The sequence below is a fragment of the Pseudaestuariivita sp. genome, from assembly GCF_052825805.1.
In genome coordinates, this window is record NZ_JBRBVB010000005.1 from 66,095 (window position 1) to 88,466 (window position 22,372).

Below are 22,372 nucleotides of genomic sequence, written 5' to 3' on the forward strand. Positions count from 1 at the left end.
GTTCAGCCCTACCTCTAGAAATTGCCGATCAGCGCGACGGCTGCGGTCAGTGCCGCAATCGCGATCGCGTGGTGCGCGGTTGAATCCCACGCTTTGATTTTTTCTTCTGCAGCGAGCTTCAGTGCCGCCGGATCGAGCGTGGCGCCCTGGCGGGTCCACTTTTGCTTGTCGAGCCGGAAGAGCACGAAGGTCTTGACGGACGCCCCTGCGATCTGACCGAAGTAGAGCAGGAACGGGTGCGTAATCTTGAAAACCTTGCCTGTGAACGAGAACAGGATCACGCAGAAGATGTAGCGGGTCGTCATGACCCACGCGATGTAGAGCGGGACGATCTGCCAGGTGCCGCTGACCGCGGTGATCACCACCGTGATCGGGCCGACAAGGGTCGTCCAGGCCGAGACACGCTGGTCGAGGATCGACCACCAGGTGAAGAACCCGATCTTGAACGGCGAGTGCTTCAGCGCGCGGCCATTGGTGCGCATCATGTTGCCGAACCAGCGGACCATCAGCGTCTGGGCACTGTCGAGGAACGTCGGGCGCGGCTGGTCTTCGTGGCTGACCGATTGGACGTCCGGCAGGTAGCGCAGCTCGTAGCCGCGGGTCAGCAGCCAGTACCAGGTCGATTTGTCGTCGCCGGTCAGGAACTTGACCCGGCCGAGACGCCAGTGGTCGAGATAGTCCGCGTCCACACCTTCGATAAAGGTCGGATCGGTTGCCAGCGTCGCGCGGAACACACTCATCCGGCCCGTCAGGGTCAGCACGCGGCGGGAGAGACCCATCGAGCACATCATCATCTGACGCTGGATAAACCGCAGCACGAACCAGTCGTGAAAGAGGCTCTGCTTGGGGATCTGGGAAGCTTCGTCGGTGGTGAGCGCGCCCACCTTGTCGTTGGTGAACACGGGCGCCGAAGCGTACCAGATGTTCTCCGGCACTTCGGTGTCGCCGTCGACGAAGACGAGGATGTCGCGCTCGGTCGGGCAAAGCCCGCGAATGATGTTGAGCGTTTGCGCCAGCGCGTCGCGTTTGCCGTTCGCCGGGATGCGGTCGATGATGAGCTTCACGCTCGACATGTCGCGCGGCATGGTGTCGTAGATCTGCTGGATCAGCCGCTGGTCGGCGCCGTCCACGACCGAAGCCACGATAGTGGCGCCGTCGCGGGCATTGGCGGCCGCGTTGAAGGCGGCACGGTACACGGTCATCGTCACTTCCGGCGGCACCATGAACGAGGTGACCAGCATGTAGCAGTGCGAGACGGTGCCGTTCTTTTCAAAGCGGCGGATGCTGCGCGCCTTGGAAAGCGGGTAGACGACGTGGCGGAACCAGTAGGCGCGCATGAAGTTCGTCGCCGCCCAGGAGTACCGCCACATGCCAAGCGCGCCCAGAATGAAGATGGTGTTCTCAGCCCCCGAAAAGTCCCCGAGGAACGTCTTCGGCACAACCATCGCCAGGATCGCGATCACCGCGAAATAGGCCATATGTTGAAGGGTCAAGATCATCGTCTGAGCGCGCCTGTTTTTGCTTATTGCTCTATGTTTTCTGCTCGTAGTCGGGGGCTGGATGTTACCAGCAGATCCCCTCATACGTGCCATTTGAGACTTTTTTGCGGTCCATTCGTGTCAAATCGATCATTGGTTTATCGACCGACCCGAGTGTCTCGATGGTGCCCTTGTAGAAGTTGCCCACCAGCACCGTGTCCGAGCCCTCGATGACCTTTGCCAGATCGTCGTTGAGGCGTCCGGCCAGGTTCGGCACCACGTCGTTGCCGCGGCCTGCCGTCGAGTTCTCGTTGGCAAAGGCTTCGTGCACGTAGGGGTCAAAGATTTCGACCTCGACGCCATTGCGGATAAGACGGCCGGCAAGCTCTGCCAGCGGGCTTTCGCGCAGGTCATCGGTGCCCGGCTTGAAGGAGATGCCGACAAAGCCGACCTTCTTGGCGCCGGAATTCTCGACCATGGCCTCGGCCCGGGCGATCTGCGCCTCGTTGGCGTCCATCACCGCCTCGAGCATATGCGCGGTCACGTTCTTCTCGCGGGCGAGGTGACGCAGGGCGCGCACGTCTTTCGGCAGGCAGGAGCCGCCAAAGGCAAAGCCGGGGCGCATGAAGTAGCTCGAAATGTTCACCTTGTCGTCCGAGCACAGGATCTCCATGACCGTCTGACCGTCGAGGCCGCAGGACTTGGCGATGTTGCCGATCTCGTTGGCAAAGGTGACTTTGACCGCGCGCCAGGTGTTGGAGGTGTATTTCACCATCTCGGCGGTGCGCAGGTCGACCACGTGGATCTTGCACGGCAGGTCCTGGTTGATCTCGGTCAGGATGTCGGCAGTGCCGTTGTCCATTGCACCGAACACGATCAGGCCCGGATCGTAGTAATCCTCGATCGCGGTCGATTCACGCAGGAACTCGGGATAGTAGCCCACGCCGAACTCCTTGCCGGCGGTCTTGCCCGACGTCTTTTCGAGGACCGGGATGCAGGTGCCTTCGGTCGAGCCCGGCACGATGGTCGAGCGGATCACAACCGAGTGGAAGCTGTCCTTGTTGGCGAGCGCCTTGCCGATGTTCTCGCAGACGATCTCGACATACTTGAGACCGACCGACCCGTCAGGCGCCGAAGGCGTGCCGACCGCGACAAAGGAAGCGTCGGAATTGTCGATTGCATATTGCACGTCGTCGGTGGCAAAGATGCGGCCCGCCTTGTGCTGCTCAGCGATGAGCTCGTCCAGCCCATTCTCGACGATGGGCGACAGGCCGTTGTTGATCGCGTCGATCTTGCCCGGGTCCACATCCACGGCGATCACATCGTGACCGTCCTTGGCCAAACAGGCCGCTGACACAACACCCACATATCCAATGCCGAAGACACTGATCTTTGCCATTTGCTCTTCCTCGCGTTTCGAGTCTGTCGGCCCCCACCGATTGGAAACAAGGTACGCTGCAGCGCCGAACCGATCCACGAACGTGAACAATCAATCCCCCCGGGGAGGGGGGTGGTGACATATCCGCATCAAACCGGGGTCAAATGAGAAAAAACCCGTAAAATCCAAGGGTTCCTGTGGCGAAACGGGCTTATGGCCGCCTTATTCTCGCCACATTGCCACACTCTCGCCACATTGCTGCAGGTGCGAAGGGGGCGGCATCGCAGCGCTTGTGCGGCAGGCTCAAGGCAAGCCTATGGCCAAGGGGTTACCGCTAAACCTCAAAGGGAATCGTGGAGGAGTGCGAGTCGCGTCTCGCGAGAGTTCCGCAGCACGCGCGAGACGCTCGGCACAGTCGCGCGGCAGATCGTCTGCGGGGGTCGCCCCGCGAGACCTAGCGTTTCAAGATACTCAGCCTTCGGCTGGATAACGCTCCGCGTAGGTCTTGACCGACTTGCCGGCCACCAGATCGGCCACCTGCGCATCGAAGGTTAGAAAGTGCGCCGTCTCGCGATGCGCAGCAAACGCCGCCACATCGACATAGACTTCGTAGAGGAAGACCTCGTCCCCCTCCACGCAGATATCGAATTGCAGGCAGCCCGGCTCCTCGCGCAGCGACGCGTTCGCGTTGGTGCGCATGAGCGGCAGGAACTCCGCCATCCGCCCCGCATGGATCGTAAACGTCACCGCCACGACATAACTCATGTCCCTGTCTCCATATCCATCCGCCGATGCTCTGCCGCCGATACATACGCCAACTCGCAGGCCCGCATCACGTGCATATACTCCCGCGCCTCGTTCTCAATGGGCGCGCCCTCCAGCACATGATCCGCCACATGCCGGATCAGATGCGCAACGCAGCCACCCCCAAAGACCGTCCGGTCCGTCGCGTAGGTGTCTTCGAGCGGCTTTAACGCCATCTCGCCCATCCGCCGCGTCCAGAGCCGCCCCGCCCCGTCGAGCCGCAGCACGCCCGCCGAGCCCTCGATCTCCATCTCGCCCATGGTCAGCCGCTGATCTTCGGCAACATGATCGACCAGCCGATTGCCATCGAACACCGACCGCACCCCGCTCACATGATCGAGCGTCAGCACGCCAGCGTCCTCCCCCGCAATCACCGGATTGAGCTGCCGCAGGTCCGCATGCACATATGCGATGTCGCCAAAGAGCCAGCGGAAGGTGTCGACGAAATGGATCGCGGTCTCCTGCACGAGAAACCGCTCCATCGTTTGAAACACCGGCTGGCGGTCCAGATACGCGCGCTCCCCCTGCCCGTCGCCTGGACGCAGGGCAAAGCGCGCCTGATAAACTGTGCCAAGCGTCTCGGCCTCCAGCAGGTCACGAATTTGCCGGTACCACGGTTGAAAGCGAAAGTTCTCGTGGATCACCAGGGTCGTGCCAACCTCCTCGGCTTCGGCAATGACCGCGCGGGAAACCTCCATCGCATCGCAAAAGGGTTTCTGGCACACGATTAATGGCACCTGTCCCAGCGCCGCGCGGATGATCCCGGCATGGGTGGGCGGCGGCGTGACGATGTCGAGCACGTCACATCCTCCCGCCATTAGCTCTTCCACCGTCGCGAAAGCGGCAAGCCCTTGCTCAGCCGCCAGTGCCCTCTGCCCGGCGTCAGGGTCACAGATGCCCACTACCTCGACCCGCGGGTCCGACTGCCACGCCGCCAGATGCAGCTGGCTGAAATATCCGAACCCCGCAATCGCGACGCGCAAGCTCATGGCGACACCTCTGCGAGATGCGTCTCGAGCGCCGAAACCATCGCGCGGCACCCCATGTCACCGCCAAACTCCATCGGACGCAGGTCGTTCGCCTCGAACCCCGCCTGCACCGCCGCCTCGATCAGCGCGGCTGCATCGGCAAACGCCTCCTCCGCCCGACGGTCCGCGATATAGTCGAGCATCATCGCCCCCGACAGCACCGCCGCCAGCGGGTTCGCGGCGTCCTGCCCGGTGATGTCCGGCGCCGATCCATGCGCGGGCTGAAAGAGCGCGTGGTCATCGCCGTACTCCCCGCACGCCGCCATGCCCATGCCGCCGACCAGACCGCCCGCCAAGTCCGACAGGATGTCGCCAAAGATGTTCTCCATCACCAGCACATCCGCCTCCCAAGGCTTGCGCACCAGATCAAGCGCCATCGCGTCGATATAGGCATAGCCCTTCGTCACCTTCGGAAACTCCGGCGCGATCTCATCGTAGATCTTCCGAAAGAATGCCTGACTGGTAAAGACGTTGGACTTGTCCACGCAGGTCAGCTGCCCCTTGCCGCCGCGCGCCTTGCGCTTTTCAGCCAGCCGGAACCCGAACCAGTGCAGCTTTTCCGTCGTCGGGCGCGTGATCCGCATGATGTCGTGCACCGCGTCATCGCCGAACACCTCCGCCCGGCCGTGGACAGCCGCCGAGTAAAAGAGCCCCTCGGTCGACTCGCGCAAGATCACCAGATCGAGGCTCGCCGCCCGCGGGTCCGCCAAGCGTTGCGGCGCGTTGGGGTAGGCTTTGACCGGACGCACCCCGGCATAAAGGCCAAAGAGATCGCGCAGCCGCAGGTGCGGGCTGATCTCCGTCCCGTCCTTGTGCCGCACACTCGGCAGGCCGATCGCGCCAAGGAAGATCGCCTCCCCCTGCCCGGCACGTGTCTCGCCATCCGGCTGGATGTCTTGCCCCGTCTCCCGGAAGTACGCCGCGCCCGCGGCGATCACGTCGCGGCTCAGCGCCGGCAGCCCGACCCGCGCCAGCGCGAGGTCGCACAGGTGCAGAGTCGCCTCGGTCACCTCCACACCGATTCCGTCGCCCGGAATCACGGCGATCCTTGCAGCCTCTGTCATCTTTGCTCCTTCAAAATTGCGGCAGGCCAAGCTGGTCGAGCAGCGTCAGCAACTCCTTGGCCGACCTCTCCCGATGCGCGCGGAAAAGCTGCCGCGCCCGCTCCGCCTCCCCCCGGCGCAAGGCGCCGAGGATGTCGCGGTGTTCGGCAGTGGATTTGTGCGGCAGATCGCGCAGGCGCAGCGTCATCATGCGCGCGCGGTGCGACCGGTCAAAGAGCGTCGATGTGATCGCGCAGAGCCGAGCGTTGCCGTGCAGCCGAAGCAAGGCCCGGTGAAACACGTCGTCCGCTGCCGCCCAGGCATCGAGGTCACGCGCCGTCAACGCCGCCTCCATCGCTTCTGTCGCGGCCTTCAGCGGCGCTAGGTCCTCTGCCTCCGGTCGCCTCGCGGCAATTTCAGCAACGGCATGCGGCTCGAGCGCAGTGAGGATCTCGTAGATCTCACGCATGTCCTGCACCTTGAGCGGCGCAATGCGCGCGCCCCGCCGCGGGATCAGGTCCAGAAGCCCCTCGGATTGCAACCGGATCAGCGCCTCCCGCACCGGCGTGCGGCTCATCTGCAGACGCTCGGCAATCTCCGGCTCGGTATATGACGCACCCGCCGCCAGCGCATTGCTCAGGATCTGCGCCTTGAGCTGCGCATAAGCATCCCCCGTCAGGGATCGCCGCGCCTCCGCCACCGCCGGCTCAGCCATGAGAAATCCGCCATTGCGTCATAGCGGCAATAACGCATACATTAATGCACACGTCAATGCACACACGGCGAGGCCGGCCATGAAAGACAGCGGCATCTGGAGCATCTACGCGCTCAAATACGCGGAGCGGAACGCGCGCACGCGGGCTGACAGTTTCCTGAAGGACGACCACCCGGCGGCGCCACACGGCATGGATTACTTCGTCTGGGTGCTCGACAACGGGGCGCAACAAATTGTCGTGGACACCGGCTATGACGCTGACGAAGGCGCGCGCCGCGACAGGCCAATCCTGCGGGACCCGGCGCAGGCGCTGAGCGCGCTGTCGCTCGATGCGGAAACGGTCGAGACGGTCATCATCACGCATCTGCACTACGATCATGCCGGCGGGCTGACGCGGTATCCGCGCGCCAAGTTCCACATGCAAGCGCAGGAGATGGCCTTTGCCACGGGCCCCTGCATGTGCGACCCGGCGCAGCAGGCGCCCTACACCGCCGAGCATATCTGCGACATGGTCCGGCATGTCTTTTCGGGGCGCGTGGTGTTCCACCAGGGGGACGCACAGGTCGCGCCGGGGGTGACGGTGCACCGTGTCGGCGGGCATTCGAGCGGGCTGCAGGCCGTGCGTGTAATGACGGCACAAGGGCCAGTCTGCCTCGCGTCTGATGCGGCGCATTACTACGAAAATTTCGAGGCGGGAAAGCTCTTTCCCATCGTCTTCGACCAGGCCGAGATGCGGCGCGGCTTTACCCTGATCCAGTCGCTGGCCAAGGGGTCGGGCCTCGTCATTCCGGGCCATGACCCGCTGGTGCGGGAACGGTTTCCCGCGTTCGGCACCAGCGGATTTGTGTGGAAGTTGGCGTAGGGTGGGCTACAGCCCACCCTACCGCTCAGCCCCCCGCGATCTGCTTGGCCTTCTCGACCAGCACCTCGGCCTGCCGGATCGACGCGTAGTCGATCAGACGACCGTCGAGCGACACAGCCCCTTTGCCAGCTGCCTCGGCCTCGGCCATCGCCTCGAGAATGCGCTTGGCCTTGGTGATCTCCGCCTCGGACGGAGACATGACTTCGTTCGCCAAAGCGATCTGCGAGGGGTGGATCGCCCACTTGCCTTCACATCCGAGCACCGCAGCGCGTTTTGCGGCCGCCTTGTACCCATCCGCGTCCTGAAAATCGCCGAATGGTCCATCGATCGGGCGCAAGCCATTGGCGCGCGCAGCGACCACCATGCGCGCCAGGGCGTAGTGCCACATGTCACCCCAATGCGTTTCGCGCGAGCCATCTGCCGCTGGGTCGGTCAGAACCGAATAGTCGGGGTTCACACCCCCGATGATTGTCGTACGGGCGCGCGTAGAGGCGGCGTAATCCGCCACGCCAAAGTGCAGCGACTCGTTGCGTTTGGAGGCGGCGGCGATCTCGGACACGTTCTGCATGCCCAGCGCGGTCTCGATGATGTGCTCGAAGCCGATGCGCTTGGTATAGCCTTTGGCGTCCTCGATCTGGGTCACCATCATGTCGACGGCATAGACGTCTGCGGCCGTGCCGACCTTGGGGATCATGATCAGGTCGAGCCGCTCGCCCGCCTCCTCCACCACGTCGACCACGTCGCGGTACATGTAATGTGTGTCGAGGCCGTTGATGCGCACCGACATGGATTTCGAGCCCCAGTCGATCTCGTTCAGCGCCTTGATGATGTTTTTGCGCGCCTGCTCTTTTTCGTCGGGCGCGACGGCATCTTCGAGGTCGAGGAAGATCACATCGACGTAGGAAGCTGCCGCCTTTTCAAACATTTGCGGTTGAGAGCCCGGCACGGCAAGTTCAGAGCGGTTGAGGCGGCCGGGAGCCTGCTCGACAGGGAAAAACGACATGGGCGCGGTCCTTTTCTGCGCGGAGTGATGCGCCCCGCTACGCCGCAAAAAGAGCGTCCGTCAAGCAATAATGTTACGTGTGCAAAGGTATACGCGCAACTTTACTCACATACGCGACGCCTGTTTCGCATAGTAAAACGCGATCGCCTGCGCCCGGTTCTTCACCGCCAGCTTGTCATAAAGATTGCTCAGGTGGAATTTGACCGTGTTGATCGACACGCCCAGCTCCGTCGCCAGCTCCTTGTTCGTGAGCCCTTTGGAGAGCGCCTCGAGCATCGCGCGCTCCTTGCGGCTGAGGGTTGTGATCGGGTCGGCGGCCAGGTCCCGCACGTCGACGAAGGGGAAGACCATCTTGCCCGCCGCTACGTCCTTGCACGCGTCAAGCAGGTGCTCGACCGGCGCAGCGCGGTCCGCAAAGCCCGCCGCGCCCGCCGCCATGGCGAGCTTGGCGAGGTCCCGGGTCGTATCGCCGTAGACGACGAGGCGCGGTGCCTGGGGCTGGTCGCGCATGACTTCGATCAGCTTTTCACCGCCCAGCGCGGGCAGCGACCAGTCGATCACGCCAACATCCACGGGAAGGCGCATGGCTGTGCCTAGAAAGCCCTCTGCCGTGGCCGATGTCGCGACCAGGGAGAATCGCGGATCGCGATCAAAGACCTCGCTGAGCGCCGTCAGGACCAGCGCGTTGCTGTCCGCCAAAACTACCGAGATTTGATCAACCATCTGATTTCACGCGCTTAATTCCAATTTACTACCCATTTGAGCGGGTCGCGATACGGTACACACCAGCATACTTACCAATTAGGGCGGGCATTTACCTACCCATTTAGCTCCCCAAAAGCAGGAGTAAGGAATGTTGCCGGTTTGAGCAACATGCCGTTTTTAGCAGCATCAGACGCAAAAGGGTCCGTGGGAGACCCGATCAAGCGACCCAAGGGAGGCATCCAGCATGAGCGTACACGCAATTTTCCCCAAACTCGAAATTCCCGAGACAATCGCGGCGGGTCCGGGGCCGGGCAACACCGACGCGCGGGTTTTGGCGAGCTTTGCCGGGGCGGGTCTAGCCGATCACATGCACGCCGACGTGCTGCGCGGCATGGTCGAGTGCAAGGAGATGCTGCGCCAGGTGTGGGGAACCGAGAACACGTACACCTTTGGCGTTGCGGGCACCGGTTGGTCCGGCCTCGATGCGATGATGTCGGCGGTCATGCCGGGCGACACGGTCGTGGCGTTCATGAACGGGACGTTCTCCGGGATCGACGCTCTGACACTTCGCATCAAGGCGGCTACGCGCGCAGAACTGGCGGCCAACAGCCTCGACCCGCAGCCTGCGTCGGTCACTGTGATCGAGGTTCCGCACGGTACCTCTGTCACCGGCGAGATGGTCGAAAAGGCGCTGGCCGAGCACAAACCCAAGTGGGCCTTCATGGCGCATTGGGAAACAGGCTCCGGCCGGATCAACGACGTGCAGGGCTTTTCCGATGCTTGCGTGAAACACGGCGCGATGGGGCTGGTAGACGCGGTGTCGTCGCTGGGTGTCGGCGACTTCCGCATCGACGACTATCCCGGGGTGCATGCCTGGGCGTCCTGCCCGCAAAAGGGCATCTGCTGCCTGCCGCTGACCTACGCGCCGGTGTCGTTCAGCGATCAGTATATCGAGACGCTCAAGGCGCATGGCGCTTACACCTTTGTGCACAACCCGATCTTCGAGGCGCGGCACTGGGGGATCGTCGACGGCAAGGACGTCGAGAAGGGCACCTACCACCGCACGCATTCCGCCTACGCGGTCGCGGCGTTCCACGAGGCGCTGCGCATCACGCTGGAGCAGGGGGTCCCGCAAAGGGCGGCGGACTACGCCTTCCACGAGGCGGCGCTGCGCGCGGCGGTTACTGCGATGGGCTGTGACGTCACGTCGAACATGACCTCGCTTGTCGTGCTCAACCTGCCGGGGGAATTCGCGGGGCGCGAGATGGAGCTGGTGCAAGCCTGCCGCGCGCAGAACTTCGGCATCTGGCCGACGCTGTCGGCGCCGGTGCAGGTGCGAATCGGCATCCTGAACCTGCTGAACCAGGCGGCGATCACCGACATCGTGAACCGCTTTGCCGATGCCATGCGTGCGCTCGGGGCGGAGGTCGATCAGGCCCGCGTCGATGCGGCGTTGAACGCGCATTACGGCACCGCGCTGGCCGCGGAGTGAGCGTAGGGTGGGCATCTGCCCACCCTACCCCTGCCCACACCTGAGGAAGGAGGAGCCTCATGGACATCCACGAATACCAGGCCAAGGAAATCCTGGCGGACTTTGGCGTCGAGGTGCCGCAAGGCGCGCTCGCCTACAGCCCCGAACAAGCCGCCTACCGGGCGCGCGAGATCGGCGGGGACACCTGGGTCGTCAAGGCGCAGGTCCACGCCGGTGGGCGCGGCAAGGCCGGCGGGGTCAAACTCTGCCGCTCGGACGCCGAGTGCTACGACGCCGCCGAGGGCATGTTCGGCCAGAAGATCGTGACGCACCAGACCGGGCCGGAGGGCAAGGGCATCTACCGCGTCTACATCGAGCAGGGCGTCGACATCGCCTCCGAGCTCTACATCGGGTTCGTGCTCGACCGCTCGGCGCAGCGCGTGATGATCGTCGCCTCCGCCGAGGGCGGTATGGAGATCGAAGAGATCAGCGCCTCGCGCCCGGACAGCATCGTGCGCGCGACGGTCGAGCCTGCGGTGGGTCTGCAGGACTTCCAATGCCGCGAGATGGCGTTCCAGCTGGGGCTGGCGCCTGCCGAGGTGCAGAACTTTGTCCGCACGCTGCAGGGCTGCTACCGCGCCTTTCGCGAACGGGATGCGACGATGGTGGAGATCAACCCGCTGGTGGTCACCCGCGAGGGGCGCATTCTGGCGCTCGACGCCAAGATGACCTTCGACGACAACGCGCTCTTCCGGCATCCGCAAATCGCCGAGCTGCGCGACAAGAGCCAGGAAGACCCGCGCGAGAGCCGGGCTGCCGATCGGGGGCTCTCTTACGTCGGGCTCGACGGGAACATCGGCTGCATCGTGAACGGGGCGGGCCTCGCGATGGCCACGATGGACACGATCAAGCTGGCCGGCGGTGAGCCTGCGAACTTTCTCGACATCGGCGGCGGCGCCTCGCCCGAGCGTGTGGCCAAAGCCTTCCGCCTCGTGATGTCTGACGCCAATGTGCAGGCGGTGCTCGTCAACATCTTTGCCGGGATCAACCGCTGCGACTGGGTGGCCGAGGGCGTCGTGCAGGCGCTGCGCGACAACCCGGTCGACGTGCCTGTGATCGTGCGTCTTGCCGGGACCAACGTGGCGGAGGGACAGAAGATCCTCGCCGCCTCCGGCCTGCCGATCATCCGGGCCGCCACTTTGAACGAAGCCGCCGAACGTGTCGTGGGGGCTTGGAGAAACGACCTCTCTCAGGGCGTAACAGTTAGGGCCGTGTCATGAGCATCTTTATCGATCAAACCACGCCTGTCATCGTGCAGGGCATCACCGGCAAGATGGCGCGCTTTCACACGGTGGAAATGCAGCAATACGGCACCAACGTCGTGGGCGGCGTCGTGCCGGGCAAAGGCGGCGAGACCTGCGAAGGTGTGCCGGTCTTCAACACCGTGGCCGAGGCCGTGGCAGAGACCGGCGCCGAGGCCAGCCTCGTCTTTGTCCCGCCCCCCTTTGCCGCCGACAGCATCATGGAGGCCGCAGCCGCTGGCATCCGCTACTGCGTGTCGATCACCGATGGCATCCCGGCGCAGGACATGATCGCGGTGAAGCGTTACATGTACCGCTTCCCCAAAGAGCGCCGCATGGTGCTGACCGGGCCCAATTGCGCCGGCACCATCTCGCCGGGCAAGGCGATGCTGGGCATCATGCCGGGGCACATCTACCTCAAGGGCAACGTCGGCATCGTCGGTCGTTCGGGCACTTTGGGCTACGAGGCCGCGAGCCAGCTCAAGGCGCACGGCCTTGGCGTCAGCACCTCCGTCGGCATCGGCGGGGACCCGATCAACGGCTCGTCGTTCCGCGACATCCTCGAGCGGTTTGAGGCGGATGACGAAACTGACGTCGTGTGCATGATCGGTGAGATCGGCGGACCGCAGGAGGCCGAGGCCGCCGCGTACTTCCGCGATCACATGACCAAGCCGGTGGTGGCTTACGTGGCGGGTCTGACCGCCCCGAAAGGTCGGACCATGGGCCATGCCGGAGCGATCATCTCGGCCTTCGGCGAAAGCGCCTCGGAAAAGGTCGAGATCCTCAGCCAGGCCGGTGTGACGGTGGCCGAGCATCCCGGCCAGATCGGCGACACCATCGCCCAAGTGCTGGCCGCCTAAGCGCGCCCCGCCCCGGGCTTGAACCGGGGCCTCCACACCAAACAAAGTCCCGGGCTTGAACCGGGGCCTCCACGCCAAACGACGCCCCGGGCGCGCTCCGGGGCCTCTACCCTCAACGCTGGAGATGACACATGTCCCTCGACACGCCTTTTGTTGCCACCAACGCCAAGCCCACGCTCGCCGTGACCCGCCGCCTGCCGGCCTCGGTCGAGGCGGCGCTGGCCGAACGTTTCGAGGTCACCACCAACACCAGCGACTTGCCGATGGACGCCCACGCCCTGCGCGATGCACTCATGCGCCACGACGCGATGCTGCCGACGGTGACGGACAAGCTCGACGCGCAGGTGCTCGACATCTCCACCCCGCAAACGCGCATCCTGGCGAACTACGGCGTCGGGTTCTCGCACATCGACCTGGCACGGACCGAGACATTCGGCATGACCGTGACCAACACGCCCGACGTGCTGTCCGAGTGCACCGCCGACCTCGCTATCATGCTGATGCTGATGGTCGCCCGCCGCGCTGGCGAGGGCGAACGGGAGCTGCGCGCGGGCCGCTGGACTGGCTGGCGCCCGACACATCTGGTCGGCACAAAGGTCGCGGGGAAGACGCTTGGCCTTGTCGGCTTTGGACGCATCGGTCAGGAAGTCGCCCGCCGTGCGCATTTCGGCTTTGGGATGAAGATCGTTGTGACCTCCCGCAGCCCCGTCGACCCGGCCCTGCTGGCCCAGTTCAACGCCGAGCAATCGCCTTTGTACGAGACGCTTGCGGCTGCGGACTTCGTCTCCCTCCACTGCCCCGGCGGCGCAGCAAACCGGAACCTCATTGGTGCCGCAGAACTCAACGCGATGAAGCCCGGTGCCTTCCTCATCAACACTGCCCGCGGTGAAGTCATCGACGAGGCCGCGCTCACCCAGGCGCTCTGGTACGAGACCATCGGCGGCGCAGCTTTGGATGTGTTCGACGGGGAGCCGCGCATCAACCCGGATCTCGCCGCCTCGGACCGTCTGGTGATGCTTCCGCACCTCGGCTCAGCCACGCAGGAAGCGCGGGAGGCCATGGGGTTCCGCGCCATGGACAACCTCACCGCGTTCTTTGACGGCGAGACCCCGCCGGACCTCGTTCAGTAACTACATCCGATAGGCTTTGTGGCAGCTGCTGCAGGAGGCGCCGAGCGTGCGGAAAGTGGCGCTGAGCGCCTCTTTCGAGCTGGTGTCGAGGTTCTGCGCAGCGGCCTGAAACTTCGCCACCTCTGCGGCAAAGGCAGCGGGATCTTTCCAGATCACCGGCAAGGCTTCGGACTTGGGATCGCTCTCGTTCGCGGCAAATGCCCCTGCCGTGCCATCCGCATGGGCGACCAGCGCGATCTTGGCCGCGTCCGCCTTGGCGGCATCGAACGCGGTCTGACCCTTGACCATCTGGCCCAACACCTTGGTCTGGGCGGCGACACCCGACATCAGCTCCATCCGCGCCATGACGGTGGGATTGGTCACACCCTGGTGCGCAAGTGCACTGGCGGCGATCAGGCTGACGGCGGCAATACAGATGGTGCGTCTCATGTCGGCTCCCTTTTGCGGCGAGTTTGCCAGAGCACAGGCGATGAGACCAGTGCTTGACGGGACTCGACTCGCGGGGGCGACTCGCCATACGTTGAGAACGTATCAAGAACATCTGCTGCCATAGATGCCACACACCCGAGTCCTCTCCCTTTGGTTCCCGCGTCTGGGCGCCGAGCGCCTGGTCCGTCTGGCGCCGCATCTGGCTGGCCAGCCTCTGGCCGTGGCGCGGGACACTGGGCAGATGCAGGTGCTGTCCTCGCTGTCGGGCGCGGCCTCGCGGGCGGGCCTGACACTGGGCCAACCGCTGCGCGATGCGCAGGCCATGTGCCCCGAGCTGCATGTGAAGCTGCAGAACCCGGTGGCGGAGGCGGGCTTTCTGACGACCCTGCGCCGTTGGGCGGGGAAGTTCTCCCCCTGGGTCGCAGAGGCACCGCCCGACGCGCTCACCATCGACCTGACAGGCTGCGCGCATCTCTTTGGCGGGGAGGCGGCGCTGCTGGAGCAAGTCGTGCGGGACTGCCGCGATCTGGGCCTGACCGCCTGCCCCGGCATCGCCGACACGCTGGGCGCGGCCTGGGCGCTGGCACGTTATGCGGGGCGCGCGCCGGGCCACGACCGCAGCGGGGACGCCATCGACCAGGAGGCGCGCGCCACCCGCTCCCGCGCAGGCAAGCGTAAGCACTGGGAAAAGGGCGGCGCGGCGCCTCCCTCTGCCACGCCTCTAGTGGACACAAGCCGCATCGCGGAACCTGGCAAGACTCATACAGCGCTTGGACCCCTGCCCATCGGCGCGCTGCGCCTCGATGCGGAGGTGGTGCACAGCCTCACAAGGCTGGGCCTGCGGCAAGTCTCCGATCTCGCCGGTCAGCCGCGCGCCGCGCTCGCCCGGAGGTTCGGCAAAGGGCTGGTGCTGCGCCTCGATCAGGCGTTCGGTGCCGCGCCCGAGCCGATCTCGCCTGCGTTGCCGGAGGTGAGCTTTGCCGTACGCCTGACCCTGCCCGAGCCCATCGGCCTTGAGACTGACGTGCTCGCGGCCATCGACCGCCTGCTCCCGCCGCTCTGCGACAAGCTGCGCCGCGCGGGCCAGGCGGTGCGCGCGCTGCGGCTCGAGGCGCACCGGACGGACGGGACGATGGGCGCGGTGTCCGTCGCCCTCGCCCGCCCCGCCGATGTGCCGGACCGGTTCAAGCCGCTACTGGCGATGAAGGTCCCGGAGATCGACGCGGGCTTTGGCATCGACATGATCCGCCTCGAGGTGCTGCAGGCCGAGCCCGCGCACGACCGCAAGACGACGGGCCACCTCGATGCGGGCCAAGCGGTCGCCCAACGGCTGTCACAGAACACCGCCATCGACGACCTGATCGGACGGCTGGGCGCGCGCATCGGGATGGAGCAGATCACACGGCGGCACCCAGCCTCCTCCCATCTGCCTGAAAAGGCGTCACAAACGCTGGCCGCTGCCTGGTCCGAACCGGCAGGCGCCTGGCCAAAGCCTCCCTCGGCGCGTCCCCTCAGCCTCTGGCGGCCCGAGCCTGTGACCGCACCCGAGACCCCCGCCCCGCCGTCCGAGTTTCGCTGGCGCAACCGGCGCTTGTCGGTGACCTCGGCGCATGGCCCCGAGCGGGTGGCGCCCGAATGGTGGCTCGACGATCCCGACTGGCGGACCGGCGTGCGCGATTACTGGCAGGTCACGACCGATGCCGGCGACCGGCTGTGGCTCTATTTCGCACACGGCCGCGACATGTCGCCGGGCTGGTTTTGCCACGGCGCGTTTGCGTGAGGCTACTCACGCGACAAATCGAAAACAGACGTTCACGCGCCGTCCCGCGGGGTGGCGCATCGCGCCGCCCGTTTTGCCAAAGGCAAACCTTCGGTTTGACGGGGCGGGTCGGCGCGGCCTGACAGTGCCTGTCAGGCAGGAGCTTTGATTGAAGCGGTCTGTACGAAGCCATAGGTTATCCAATCCAGTTCACCCAGCACACTTGATTTCGGCCCCAAACACCGCAACCTTGAACCTATGAACAGCATCACGCCGATCCCCCTGCGCCCCGCGCCCGACCGCGTCGCCTTTCACCGTACCGAGCTGGGAGTGATCCTGTCGCTCTACGGCCGCTTCGTGGCAGCAGGAGAGTGGAGGGACTACGGGATTTCCTCGCTGCGCGATGTGGCCGTCTTCTCGGTCTTTCGGCGCACGGCGGAAAACCCGCTCTACCGGATCGAGAAACGCCCCAAGCTGCGCGCCAAGCAAGGCCAATACGCCGTGATCGGCGCTGAGGGTCAGGTCCTCAAACGTGGGCACGACCTCAAATCCGTACTTCGCGTCCTCGAACGCAAACTGATCCGCGCCGTCGACTAACGCTGCAGAATTTTCGCAGGAAAATTCTGACGGCTCAGGCCATCACGCACAAAAGCTCGAACATCACCGAAACGCCCAGAAAGGCGGTGTTCCCGGACGCATCGAAGGGCGGGGAGACTTCGACCATGTCCGCGCCCACGATGTTGAGGCCCGCCAGCTCGCGCACCACCCAAAGGGCTTCGAAGGAGTTCGGACCGCCCACCTCTGGCGTTCCTGTGCCGGGGGCAAAAGTCGGGTCGACAAAGTCGATGTCGTAGCTGACATAGGTAGGCTCGGACCCCACAATCTCCCGCGCCTCAGCCATCACTTCGGTCACACCGCGGGCCATGAACTCCTCGATCGGGATGATGCGGATGCCGACCGCCTTGGCAAAGTCGCGGTCCTCGAGGTCGTACATTGTGCCGCGGATGCCGATCTGAACGACGCGCTTGGGGTCGAGCAGCTCCTCCTCCACCGCGCGTCGGAAGGGCGTACCGTGCGTGTACTTGTGCCCGCCGAAATAGCCGTCCCAAAGGTCGGTGTGGCTGTCGAAATGCACCATGCCGAGCGGGCCGTTCGCCGCGAGGGCGCGCAGCACGGGCAGCGACGTCAGGTGATCTCCGCCCGCCGTCAACGGCCGGATGTTCTGCGCCACCAGCCCCTCGTAAAACGTCGTGATCCGCTGCATCGAATCCTGCAGGTCGACCGGGTTGGGACCCACATCTCCGAGGTCGGCACATTTGAGCGTCTCGAAGGGGCGCACCATCGTGATACCGTTTTGCGCGCGGATCATCGTCGACGCATCGCGCAGCTGGCGCGGGCCGTGGCGCGGGCCCGGACGATTGGTCGTCCCGCCATCCCACGGCACGCCGACCAGCCCCACGTCCACCTCCGCCCGGCGCGGATCGTCTGGCGCCACGTAGGGCAGGCGCATGAAGGTCGGCACCCCGGCAAAGCGCGGCAGGTCCATTCCGGAGACGGGCTTAAAAAAAGGGTCGGTCATGTGAACCTCTTGATCGGGCGGGCAATTTTCAGCACGTCTTTATGCTCCTTGGCCATGATACGCGCGATGCATGCGCGGCGGTTTTCGAGCGTGACAGCCATGGAAAACGCGTTGGCGTGGATGAGGCGTTCGGCGTCGTAGATCATGGCGACGTGGCCATCCCAGAACAGCAGATCGCCCGGTTCGGTGCGCTCGACGCCCGGAAACGCGGCGCGCTGCTGGTCGCTGTCTCCAGGACACGGCACGCCGCACAGCTGCAGCGCCGTCTGAATAAGACCCGAACAGTCGATGCCCGCCGCCGAGTTGCCGCCCCAGAGGTACGGCGTGCCAAGCAAACGCGTGGCGACCTCGACCGGGTCGGTCTCGGGCTGATCCAGCGCGCGCAGATGCTGGGCGGGGATGAAACGGCCGTCGTGCGTGGTCGCAAAGCGATCTTCAGCGGCTGTCACGCAGACCTTGCTGCCGATCGAGAGCGGGACGGGGCCGGGGTCCTTGAAATGCGGATGCGTGAAGGCCAGCGTGCTGCGCACGTGCACGACATGGGTCGGCGCAAATGCCGCGCCGAGCGCACTTTCGTCGACGTACCCGACATAATGGCCCCGGTCCGACTGGCCGAACGCGCGACCCTCGCGGCGCTCCAGCACGCGGAACGCATCTCCGTACAGCAATTGCCGGTCGAGCGTGCGCCCCTCTTCGGAGCAGCGCAAGTCGGCGACTGGCGCGGTGATCTGACAGGTCTCGCCATCGAGGAAATGCGGCGCTTCGACCTGGCCTTGCAGCTCGACCGCCGCCACGCGCGCGTTGGCCGGCGTGGTGCGCGGGTCGCTCACAGGTCCAGCATCTGTGGCAGCGCGTGCAGGAGCGCGCGGGTGCCTTGCCCGACGCCGCCCTTGGGTCGGGCAGGCGCGGCGCTTGGCTGCCATCCGTAGACGTCGAAGTGCATGTACCGCGCCTCGGGCGCGAAACGGCGGAGGAAGAGCGCGGCGGTGATGGAACCTGCGAACCCGCCCTTAGGCGCATTGTCGAGGTCGGCGATGCCGGGCTCGATCATCGCCTCGTAGGGGTCCCAGAACGGCAGGCGCCAGACGGGGTCGGCCACGGCGTTGGCGGCGGTGCTAAGGGCGGCGGCATCGGCTTCGGCATCGGTGTAGAACGGGGCGAGGTCCGGGCCGACCGCCACCCGGGCCGCGCCGGTGAGGGTCGCCATCGAGATCACGAGGTCCGGCGCATCCTCGCAGGCGAGCGCCAGCGCGTCGGCCAGCACCAGCCGGCCTTCGGCGTCGGTGTTGTTGATCTCGACCGTCAGGCCGTTGCGGGCGGTCAGGATGTCGCCGGGGCGGAAGGCGTTGCCGCTCACGCTGTTTTCGACCGCAGGGATCAGCACGCGCAGCTGCACCGGCAGTTTCAACGCGAGGATCATGTGCGCGAGGCCGAGGACGTTCGCCGCGCCGCCCATGTCCTTTTTCATCAGGCCCATCGAGCCGCCGGGTTTGAGGTTAAGGCCGCCTGTGTCGAAACAGACGCCCTTGCCGACCAGCGTGAGCTTGGGGCCTTGCGTGCCGGCTTGCAGGTCGATGAGCCGTGGCGCGCGGGTGGAGGCCCGTCCGACAGCGTGGATCAGGGGGAAGTTCTCTGCGAGCAGGGCGTCGCCCTTGGTGACGTCGATGGTCGCGCCGTACTCGGTGGCGAGGGCGCGGGCGGCGGCCTCGAGCTCGTCCGGGCCCATGTCGTTCGAGGGCGTGTTGATCAGCGTGCGCGTCAGCGCCTCGCCTGCCGCGATGGCCTCGAGCCGATGGGCGTCGACGCCTTCCGGGACAACGAGCCCTGCCCGCTCCGGCGCGTCACTGCTGCGGTAATGGCGAAAGCTGTAACCGGCGAGAAGCCAGCCGAGCGCCTCCACCTCGGCATCGAGGGCGGGCGCGTGGGCCAAGTCCAGTGCGTAGGTGCCAAGCGGCAGGCGGGCGCGGGCGGCGGCAAGCGCGAAGCGCGTGCGTCTGCGGTCCTTGTCCGCGCCGCAACCGACGAGGGCGCAGGCCACGGCGCCGTTCACCCCCGGGATCGCGAGGGTCTCACCGAGGGATGCCTTGAAACCGGTGGTCTTGGCCCAGGCTTGCGCGGCGTCCGGCAGGACGGCGAGTGCCGCGTCCAGCGCTGGCGCCTCGATGCAGAAGAGCGGCACCGCGTCGGGCGTGGCGGGGGCGAAGGTCATGGACATGGAGGCGCCTCTGGCGAATTGCGACCTGACGCAGCCTAATGCGATTTTGAGGCGCCGCAAGGGCGTGTGCTGGGGTCGGTTTTGATTGCAAGTCGCAGTTAGTCCCGGACACCACATGGGGCGACCATCAACCCGAGACATGGGAAACAGAAGTTCACGCGCCGGCCCGAGGGGTGGCGCTTCGCGCCGCCCGTTTTGCCGTAGGCAAACCTTTGGTTTGACGGGGGCGGGTCATGCCGGAGGCATGCCTTTGGCATGACGCGGCCTGACAGTGCCTGTGAGGCGGGCGCTATGTTCTAAGCCTTCTTACGCTAGGTTTACGGTCCCGTACTCTAAGGACGCGCGTCTTCCATGTCCCAAAGCACCGTCACGGACAGCTCCCCCACGCGCACGAGGCGGGCGTAGGTCGCGGTGAGGGAAATGCCGTCCTGCACGTCGATGCAGTGCACCACGTCGCGGGAGACGCAAGCGAGCGTCGTCAGGCCAAGCTGCTCGGACAAAGTGATGAGGCCGGCCACCGTGCGGCGCAGCTCGGCAAGCCGGTCCTGTGCCAGGCCCGTCGCCACATAGGCCATCCGGCCAGACAGATCGTCGAGCGCGCCGCAGACAACCGCGTCGTACTGATCGCGCGCCAGCTGTTGCGCCATGTCCTGCAGACGCACATGGTCGAACCGCACCGTTTCGTGCGGCGTCAAGGACGCAATCTCCGCCAAGTCTCACCCAATCTCTGCGCCCCCGCAGTGGGGTGTGGTGTGACAGCGCTTCGTTCACAATTCCTTGCCGGCGGCCCGCGTTTTCGCTCGAAATTGAAGCGGATTGCGACTATTCCGCACGCGGGAACACGAGGGATATCGCCATGGACAAGATCAAGCCGCTGCCGACGTACATGGTCCAGCGCTACCACGGGTGGCGCGCCACGCAGTATTCCGAGAACAAGGCGTGGTACCGCCGGCTCGCCGAAGAAGGGCAGCGCCCGCGCGCGATGATCATCTCGTGCTGTGACAGCCGGGTGCAGGCGACGCAGATCTTTGGCGCCGATCAGGGCGAGTTCTTCATCCATCGCAACATCGCCAACCTCGTGCCGCCCTTCGAGCCTGACGGGGAGCCGCACGGCACCTCGGCGGCGCTCGAATACGCGGTGACCGCGCTCAAGGTGACGCATGTGGTCGTGCTCGGCCATTCGCATTGCGGCGGCGTGCAGGGGTGTCTCGACATGTGTTCGGGCAAGGCGCCGCAGCTCGAAGACGAGAGCAGCTTTGTCGGGCGGTGGATGGATATCCTGCGTCCCGGCTACGACAAGGTGAAGGACATGCCCGAAGGCCCCGCCCAGTCCGAGGCGCTCGAAAAGCAGGCCATTCTGGTGAGCCTCGAGAACCTTTTGACGTTCCCCTTTGTCAAGGCCGCGCGTGACGCGGGCGATCTGGCGCTGCACGGCATCTGGAACGACATCGGCGAGGGCGCGCTCTATGCGTTTGATCCGCCGTCGGGGGAATTTCTGCCGGTCTGACCTGCCTTCCTTCGGCTTTCTAGGCGCTTTTGCTCGCTTTGGCGCGTCCAGCGCTGGACTTTGACCGCGCCTGCGACATCTCGTCCACCGGACTGAAGTTTGGGACCTGACATGCTCGACCTTGCGCTTGCGAACCTTTTGTCGCCCATCGTGCTCAGCTTTGCGCTGGGGCTTGGCGCGGCCTTGTCGCGGTCGGACCTGACCGTGCCGGAGGCGGTGGCCAAGGCGATGTCGCTCTACCTGCTATTTGCCATCGGGTTCAAAGGAGGGGTGAGCGTGGCCGATCATGGCGTGGACGGCACGCTCGGGCTGGCGCTGCTCGGAGGAGTGTTCCTGTCGGCGGTCCTGCCGCTCATCGCCTTTGCGCTGCTGCGCGTGATGTCGGGGATGAGCGCGACGGAGGCGGCGGCGGTGGCCGCGCATTACGGCTCGATCTCGATTGTGACCTTCGTGGCGGGGACCGCGATCCTCGACGCGCGTGGCCTGCCCTCCGAAGGGTTCATGGTGGCTGTGGCCGCCGCGATGGAGGCGCCGGCGATCCTGACGGCGCTCTGGCTGGTGGCGCGCGCGGGCAAGGGTGCCGCGGACAAGAGCCAGGCGCAGAGCCAGAGCCGCGGCGAGCTTCTGCACGAGGTGCTGCTGAACGGCTCCATCGTGCTGCTGATCGGCGCCTTTGCGATTGGCTGGATCACCGGGCCCGCGGGGCTGGCGCAGATCGACAGCTTTATCGTGGCGCCGTTTCAGGGCGTGCTGTGTCTCTTTTTGCTCGACATGGGGCTGGTCGCGGGTCGTGGCATGCGCGCGGGGCGCGGTGTGCTGGGGCTGGGCGCGCTGGCCTTCGGAATCGTCATGCCGCTGATCGGAGCGGCGTCGGGCCTTGCCATGGGTGCGGCGCTGGGGCTGTCGGTGGGCGGCGTTGCACTCTTTATGGTGCTGGGGGCGTCGGCGAGCTACATCGCGGTGCCGGCGGCGATGCGCGTGGCGCTGCCGCAGGTCAACCCGGCCATCTACCTGACGCTCTCGCTTGCGGTGACGTTTCCTTTTAATCTTACCTTGGGGCTGCCGATCTATGTCACCCTTGCGCAATATGTGACCGGAGGCTGAG

General features: G+C 65.3%; 22 protein-coding genes. 9 read left to right on the plus strand and 13 right to left on the minus strand.

All coding sequences use genetic code 11. From position 1 onward, the window contains the following. Positions 1-14 precede the first annotated feature (14 nt). The 6 genes from ACU0B3_RS08035 to ACU0B3_RS08060 form a co-directional block, all read right to left on the minus strand. Positions 15-1,499: a glycosyltransferase gene (locus tag ACU0B3_RS08035; RefSeq protein WP_446260327.1), complete on the minus strand. Its 1,485-nt coding sequence runs from the start codon at positions 1,497-1,499 to the stop codon at positions 15-17. A gap of 64 nt (positions 1,500-1,563) precedes the next feature. Next, on the minus strand, positions 1,564-2,877 hold the full coding sequence (locus ACU0B3_RS08040) for a nucleotide sugar dehydrogenase (RefSeq protein ID WP_446260328.1): 1,314 nt from the start codon (positions 2,875-2,877) through the stop codon (positions 1,564-1,566). A 450-nt stretch (positions 2,878-3,327) separates the two neighbouring features. Then, positions 3,328-3,621: a putative quinol monooxygenase gene (locus tag ACU0B3_RS08045; RefSeq protein WP_446260329.1), complete on the minus strand. Its 294-nt coding sequence runs from the start codon at positions 3,619-3,621 to the stop codon at positions 3,328-3,330. Next, positions 3,618-4,649 carry a Gfo/Idh/MocA family protein gene (locus tag ACU0B3_RS08050; RefSeq protein ID WP_446260330.1) on the minus strand — a complete coding sequence of 344 codons (1,032 nt, stop codon included), beginning with the start codon at positions 4,647-4,649 and terminating at the stop codon, positions 3,618-3,620. Before ACU0B3_RS08050 ends, ACU0B3_RS08045 begins: the two co-directional genes overlap by 4 nt. Further along, positions 4,646-5,752: an isocitrate/isopropylmalate dehydrogenase family protein gene (locus ACU0B3_RS08055; protein ID WP_446260331.1), complete on the minus strand. Its 1,107-nt coding sequence runs from the start codon at positions 5,750-5,752 to the stop codon at positions 4,646-4,648. The genes ACU0B3_RS08050 and ACU0B3_RS08055 overlap by 4 nt, the downstream gene beginning before the upstream one ends. Positions 5,753-5,762: 10 nt before the next feature. Beyond that, on the minus strand, positions 5,763-6,446 hold the full coding sequence (locus ACU0B3_RS08060) for a GntR family transcriptional regulator (protein WP_446260332.1): 684 nt from the start codon (positions 6,444-6,446) through the stop codon (positions 5,763-5,765). 79 nt (positions 6,447-6,525) lie between these two features. Here ACU0B3_RS08060 and ACU0B3_RS08065 point away from each other — a divergent pair, with 79 nt between their 5' ends. Continuing rightward, a complete protein-coding gene (locus ACU0B3_RS08065; RefSeq protein ID WP_446260333.1) occupies positions 6,526-7,308 on the plus strand; it encodes an N-acyl homoserine lactonase family protein in 783 nt (260 codons plus the stop codon). A gap of 25 nt (positions 7,309-7,333) precedes the next feature. On the opposite strand, the gene ACU0B3_RS08070 is transcribed toward ACU0B3_RS08065, so the two are convergent. Then, complete coding sequence (locus tag ACU0B3_RS08070; protein ID WP_446260334.1) at positions 7,334-8,311, minus strand: HpcH/HpaI aldolase/citrate lyase family protein; 978 nt, start codon at positions 8,309-8,311, stop codon at positions 7,334-7,336. Between the two features lie 105 nt (positions 8,312-8,416). Continuing rightward, entirely contained in the window at positions 8,417-9,034 is a 618-nt protein-coding gene (locus tag ACU0B3_RS08075) for a response regulator transcription factor (RefSeq protein WP_446260335.1), read from the minus strand. A gap of 226 nt (positions 9,035-9,260) precedes the next feature. Here ACU0B3_RS08075 and ACU0B3_RS08080 point away from each other — a divergent pair, with 226 nt between their 5' ends. The 4 genes from ACU0B3_RS08080 to ACU0B3_RS08095 all read left to right on the plus strand — a co-directional run bounded on the left by ACU0B3_RS08080 (position 9,261) and on the right by ACU0B3_RS08095 (position 13,778). After that, complete coding sequence (locus tag ACU0B3_RS08080; RefSeq protein WP_446260336.1) at positions 9,261-10,508, plus strand: aminotransferase class V-fold PLP-dependent enzyme; 1,248 nt, start codon at positions 9,261-9,263, stop codon at positions 10,506-10,508. A 59-nt stretch (positions 10,509-10,567) separates the two neighbouring features. Next, complete coding sequence (locus ACU0B3_RS08085) at positions 10,568-11,767, plus strand: malate--CoA ligase subunit beta (RefSeq protein ID WP_446260337.1); 1,200 nt, start codon at positions 10,568-10,570, stop codon at positions 11,765-11,767. After that, positions 11,764-12,648 (plus strand): succinate--CoA ligase subunit alpha, encoded by an 885-nt coding sequence (gene sucD, locus ACU0B3_RS08090; RefSeq protein WP_446260338.1) that lies wholly within the window; start codon positions 11,764-11,766, stop codon positions 12,646-12,648. The genes ACU0B3_RS08085 and sucD overlap by 4 nt, the downstream gene beginning before the upstream one ends. Positions 12,649-12,779: 131 nt before the next feature. Next, positions 12,780-13,778, plus strand: coding sequence for a 2-hydroxyacid dehydrogenase (locus tag ACU0B3_RS08095; protein ID WP_446260339.1), 999 nt, complete (start codon positions 12,780-12,782; stop codon positions 13,776-13,778). Here ACU0B3_RS08095 and ACU0B3_RS08100 read toward each other — a convergent pair whose 3' ends face one another. Further along, complete coding sequence (locus ACU0B3_RS08100) at positions 13,779-14,207, minus strand: c-type cytochrome (protein ID WP_446260340.1); 429 nt, start codon at positions 14,205-14,207, stop codon at positions 13,779-13,781. Between the two features lie 124 nt (positions 14,208-14,331). Between ACU0B3_RS08100 and ACU0B3_RS08105 the strand changes: the two genes are divergently transcribed. Further along, on the plus strand, positions 14,332-15,987 hold the full coding sequence (locus ACU0B3_RS08105; RefSeq protein ID WP_446260341.1) for a Y-family DNA polymerase: 1,656 nt from the start codon (positions 14,332-14,334) through the stop codon (positions 15,985-15,987). A gap of 237 nt (positions 15,988-16,224) precedes the next feature. Further along, the gene (locus ACU0B3_RS08110) at positions 16,225-16,563 is read left to right on the plus strand and encodes a DUF2794 domain-containing protein (protein ID WP_446260342.1); all 339 of its coding nucleotides are present in this window, start codon (positions 16,225-16,227) and stop codon (positions 16,561-16,563) included. A 34-nt stretch (positions 16,564-16,597) separates the two neighbouring features. Here ACU0B3_RS08110 and speB read toward each other — a convergent pair whose 3' ends face one another. The 4 genes from speB to ACU0B3_RS08130 all read right to left on the minus strand — a co-directional run bounded on the left by speB (position 16,598) and on the right by ACU0B3_RS08130 (position 20,455). Next, positions 16,598-17,545 carry an agmatinase gene (gene speB, locus ACU0B3_RS08115; RefSeq protein WP_446260343.1) on the minus strand — a complete coding sequence of 316 codons (948 nt, stop codon included), beginning with the start codon at positions 17,543-17,545 and terminating at the stop codon, positions 16,598-16,600. Continuing rightward, complete coding sequence (locus ACU0B3_RS08120; RefSeq protein WP_446260344.1) at positions 17,542-18,375, minus strand: C40 family peptidase; 834 nt, start codon at positions 18,373-18,375, stop codon at positions 17,542-17,544. Before ACU0B3_RS08120 ends, speB begins: the two co-directional genes overlap by 4 nt. Next, positions 18,372-19,760 carry a leucyl aminopeptidase family protein gene (locus ACU0B3_RS08125; RefSeq protein ID WP_446260345.1) on the minus strand — a complete coding sequence of 463 codons (1,389 nt, stop codon included), beginning with the start codon at positions 19,758-19,760 and terminating at the stop codon, positions 18,372-18,374. The genes ACU0B3_RS08120 and ACU0B3_RS08125 overlap by 4 nt, the downstream gene beginning before the upstream one ends. Positions 19,761-20,092: 332 nt before the next feature. Further along, on the minus strand, positions 20,093-20,455 hold the full coding sequence (locus ACU0B3_RS08130; RefSeq protein ID WP_446260346.1) for a hypothetical protein: 363 nt from the start codon (positions 20,453-20,455) through the stop codon (positions 20,093-20,095). A 161-nt stretch (positions 20,456-20,616) separates the two neighbouring features. Between ACU0B3_RS08130 and ACU0B3_RS08135 the strand changes: the two genes are divergently transcribed. Together ACU0B3_RS08135 and ACU0B3_RS08140 are read left to right on the plus strand one after the other, a co-directional pair. Further along, positions 20,617-21,267 (plus strand): carbonic anhydrase, encoded by a 651-nt coding sequence (locus tag ACU0B3_RS08135; protein WP_446260347.1) that lies wholly within the window; start codon positions 20,617-20,619, stop codon positions 21,265-21,267. 111 nt (positions 21,268-21,378) lie between these two features. After that, positions 21,379-22,371, plus strand: a complete 993-nt coding sequence (locus tag ACU0B3_RS08140; protein WP_446260348.1) for a sodium-dependent bicarbonate transport family permease — start codon at positions 21,379-21,381, stop codon at positions 22,369-22,371. The last annotated feature ends 1 nt before the right edge of the window (position 22,372 follow it).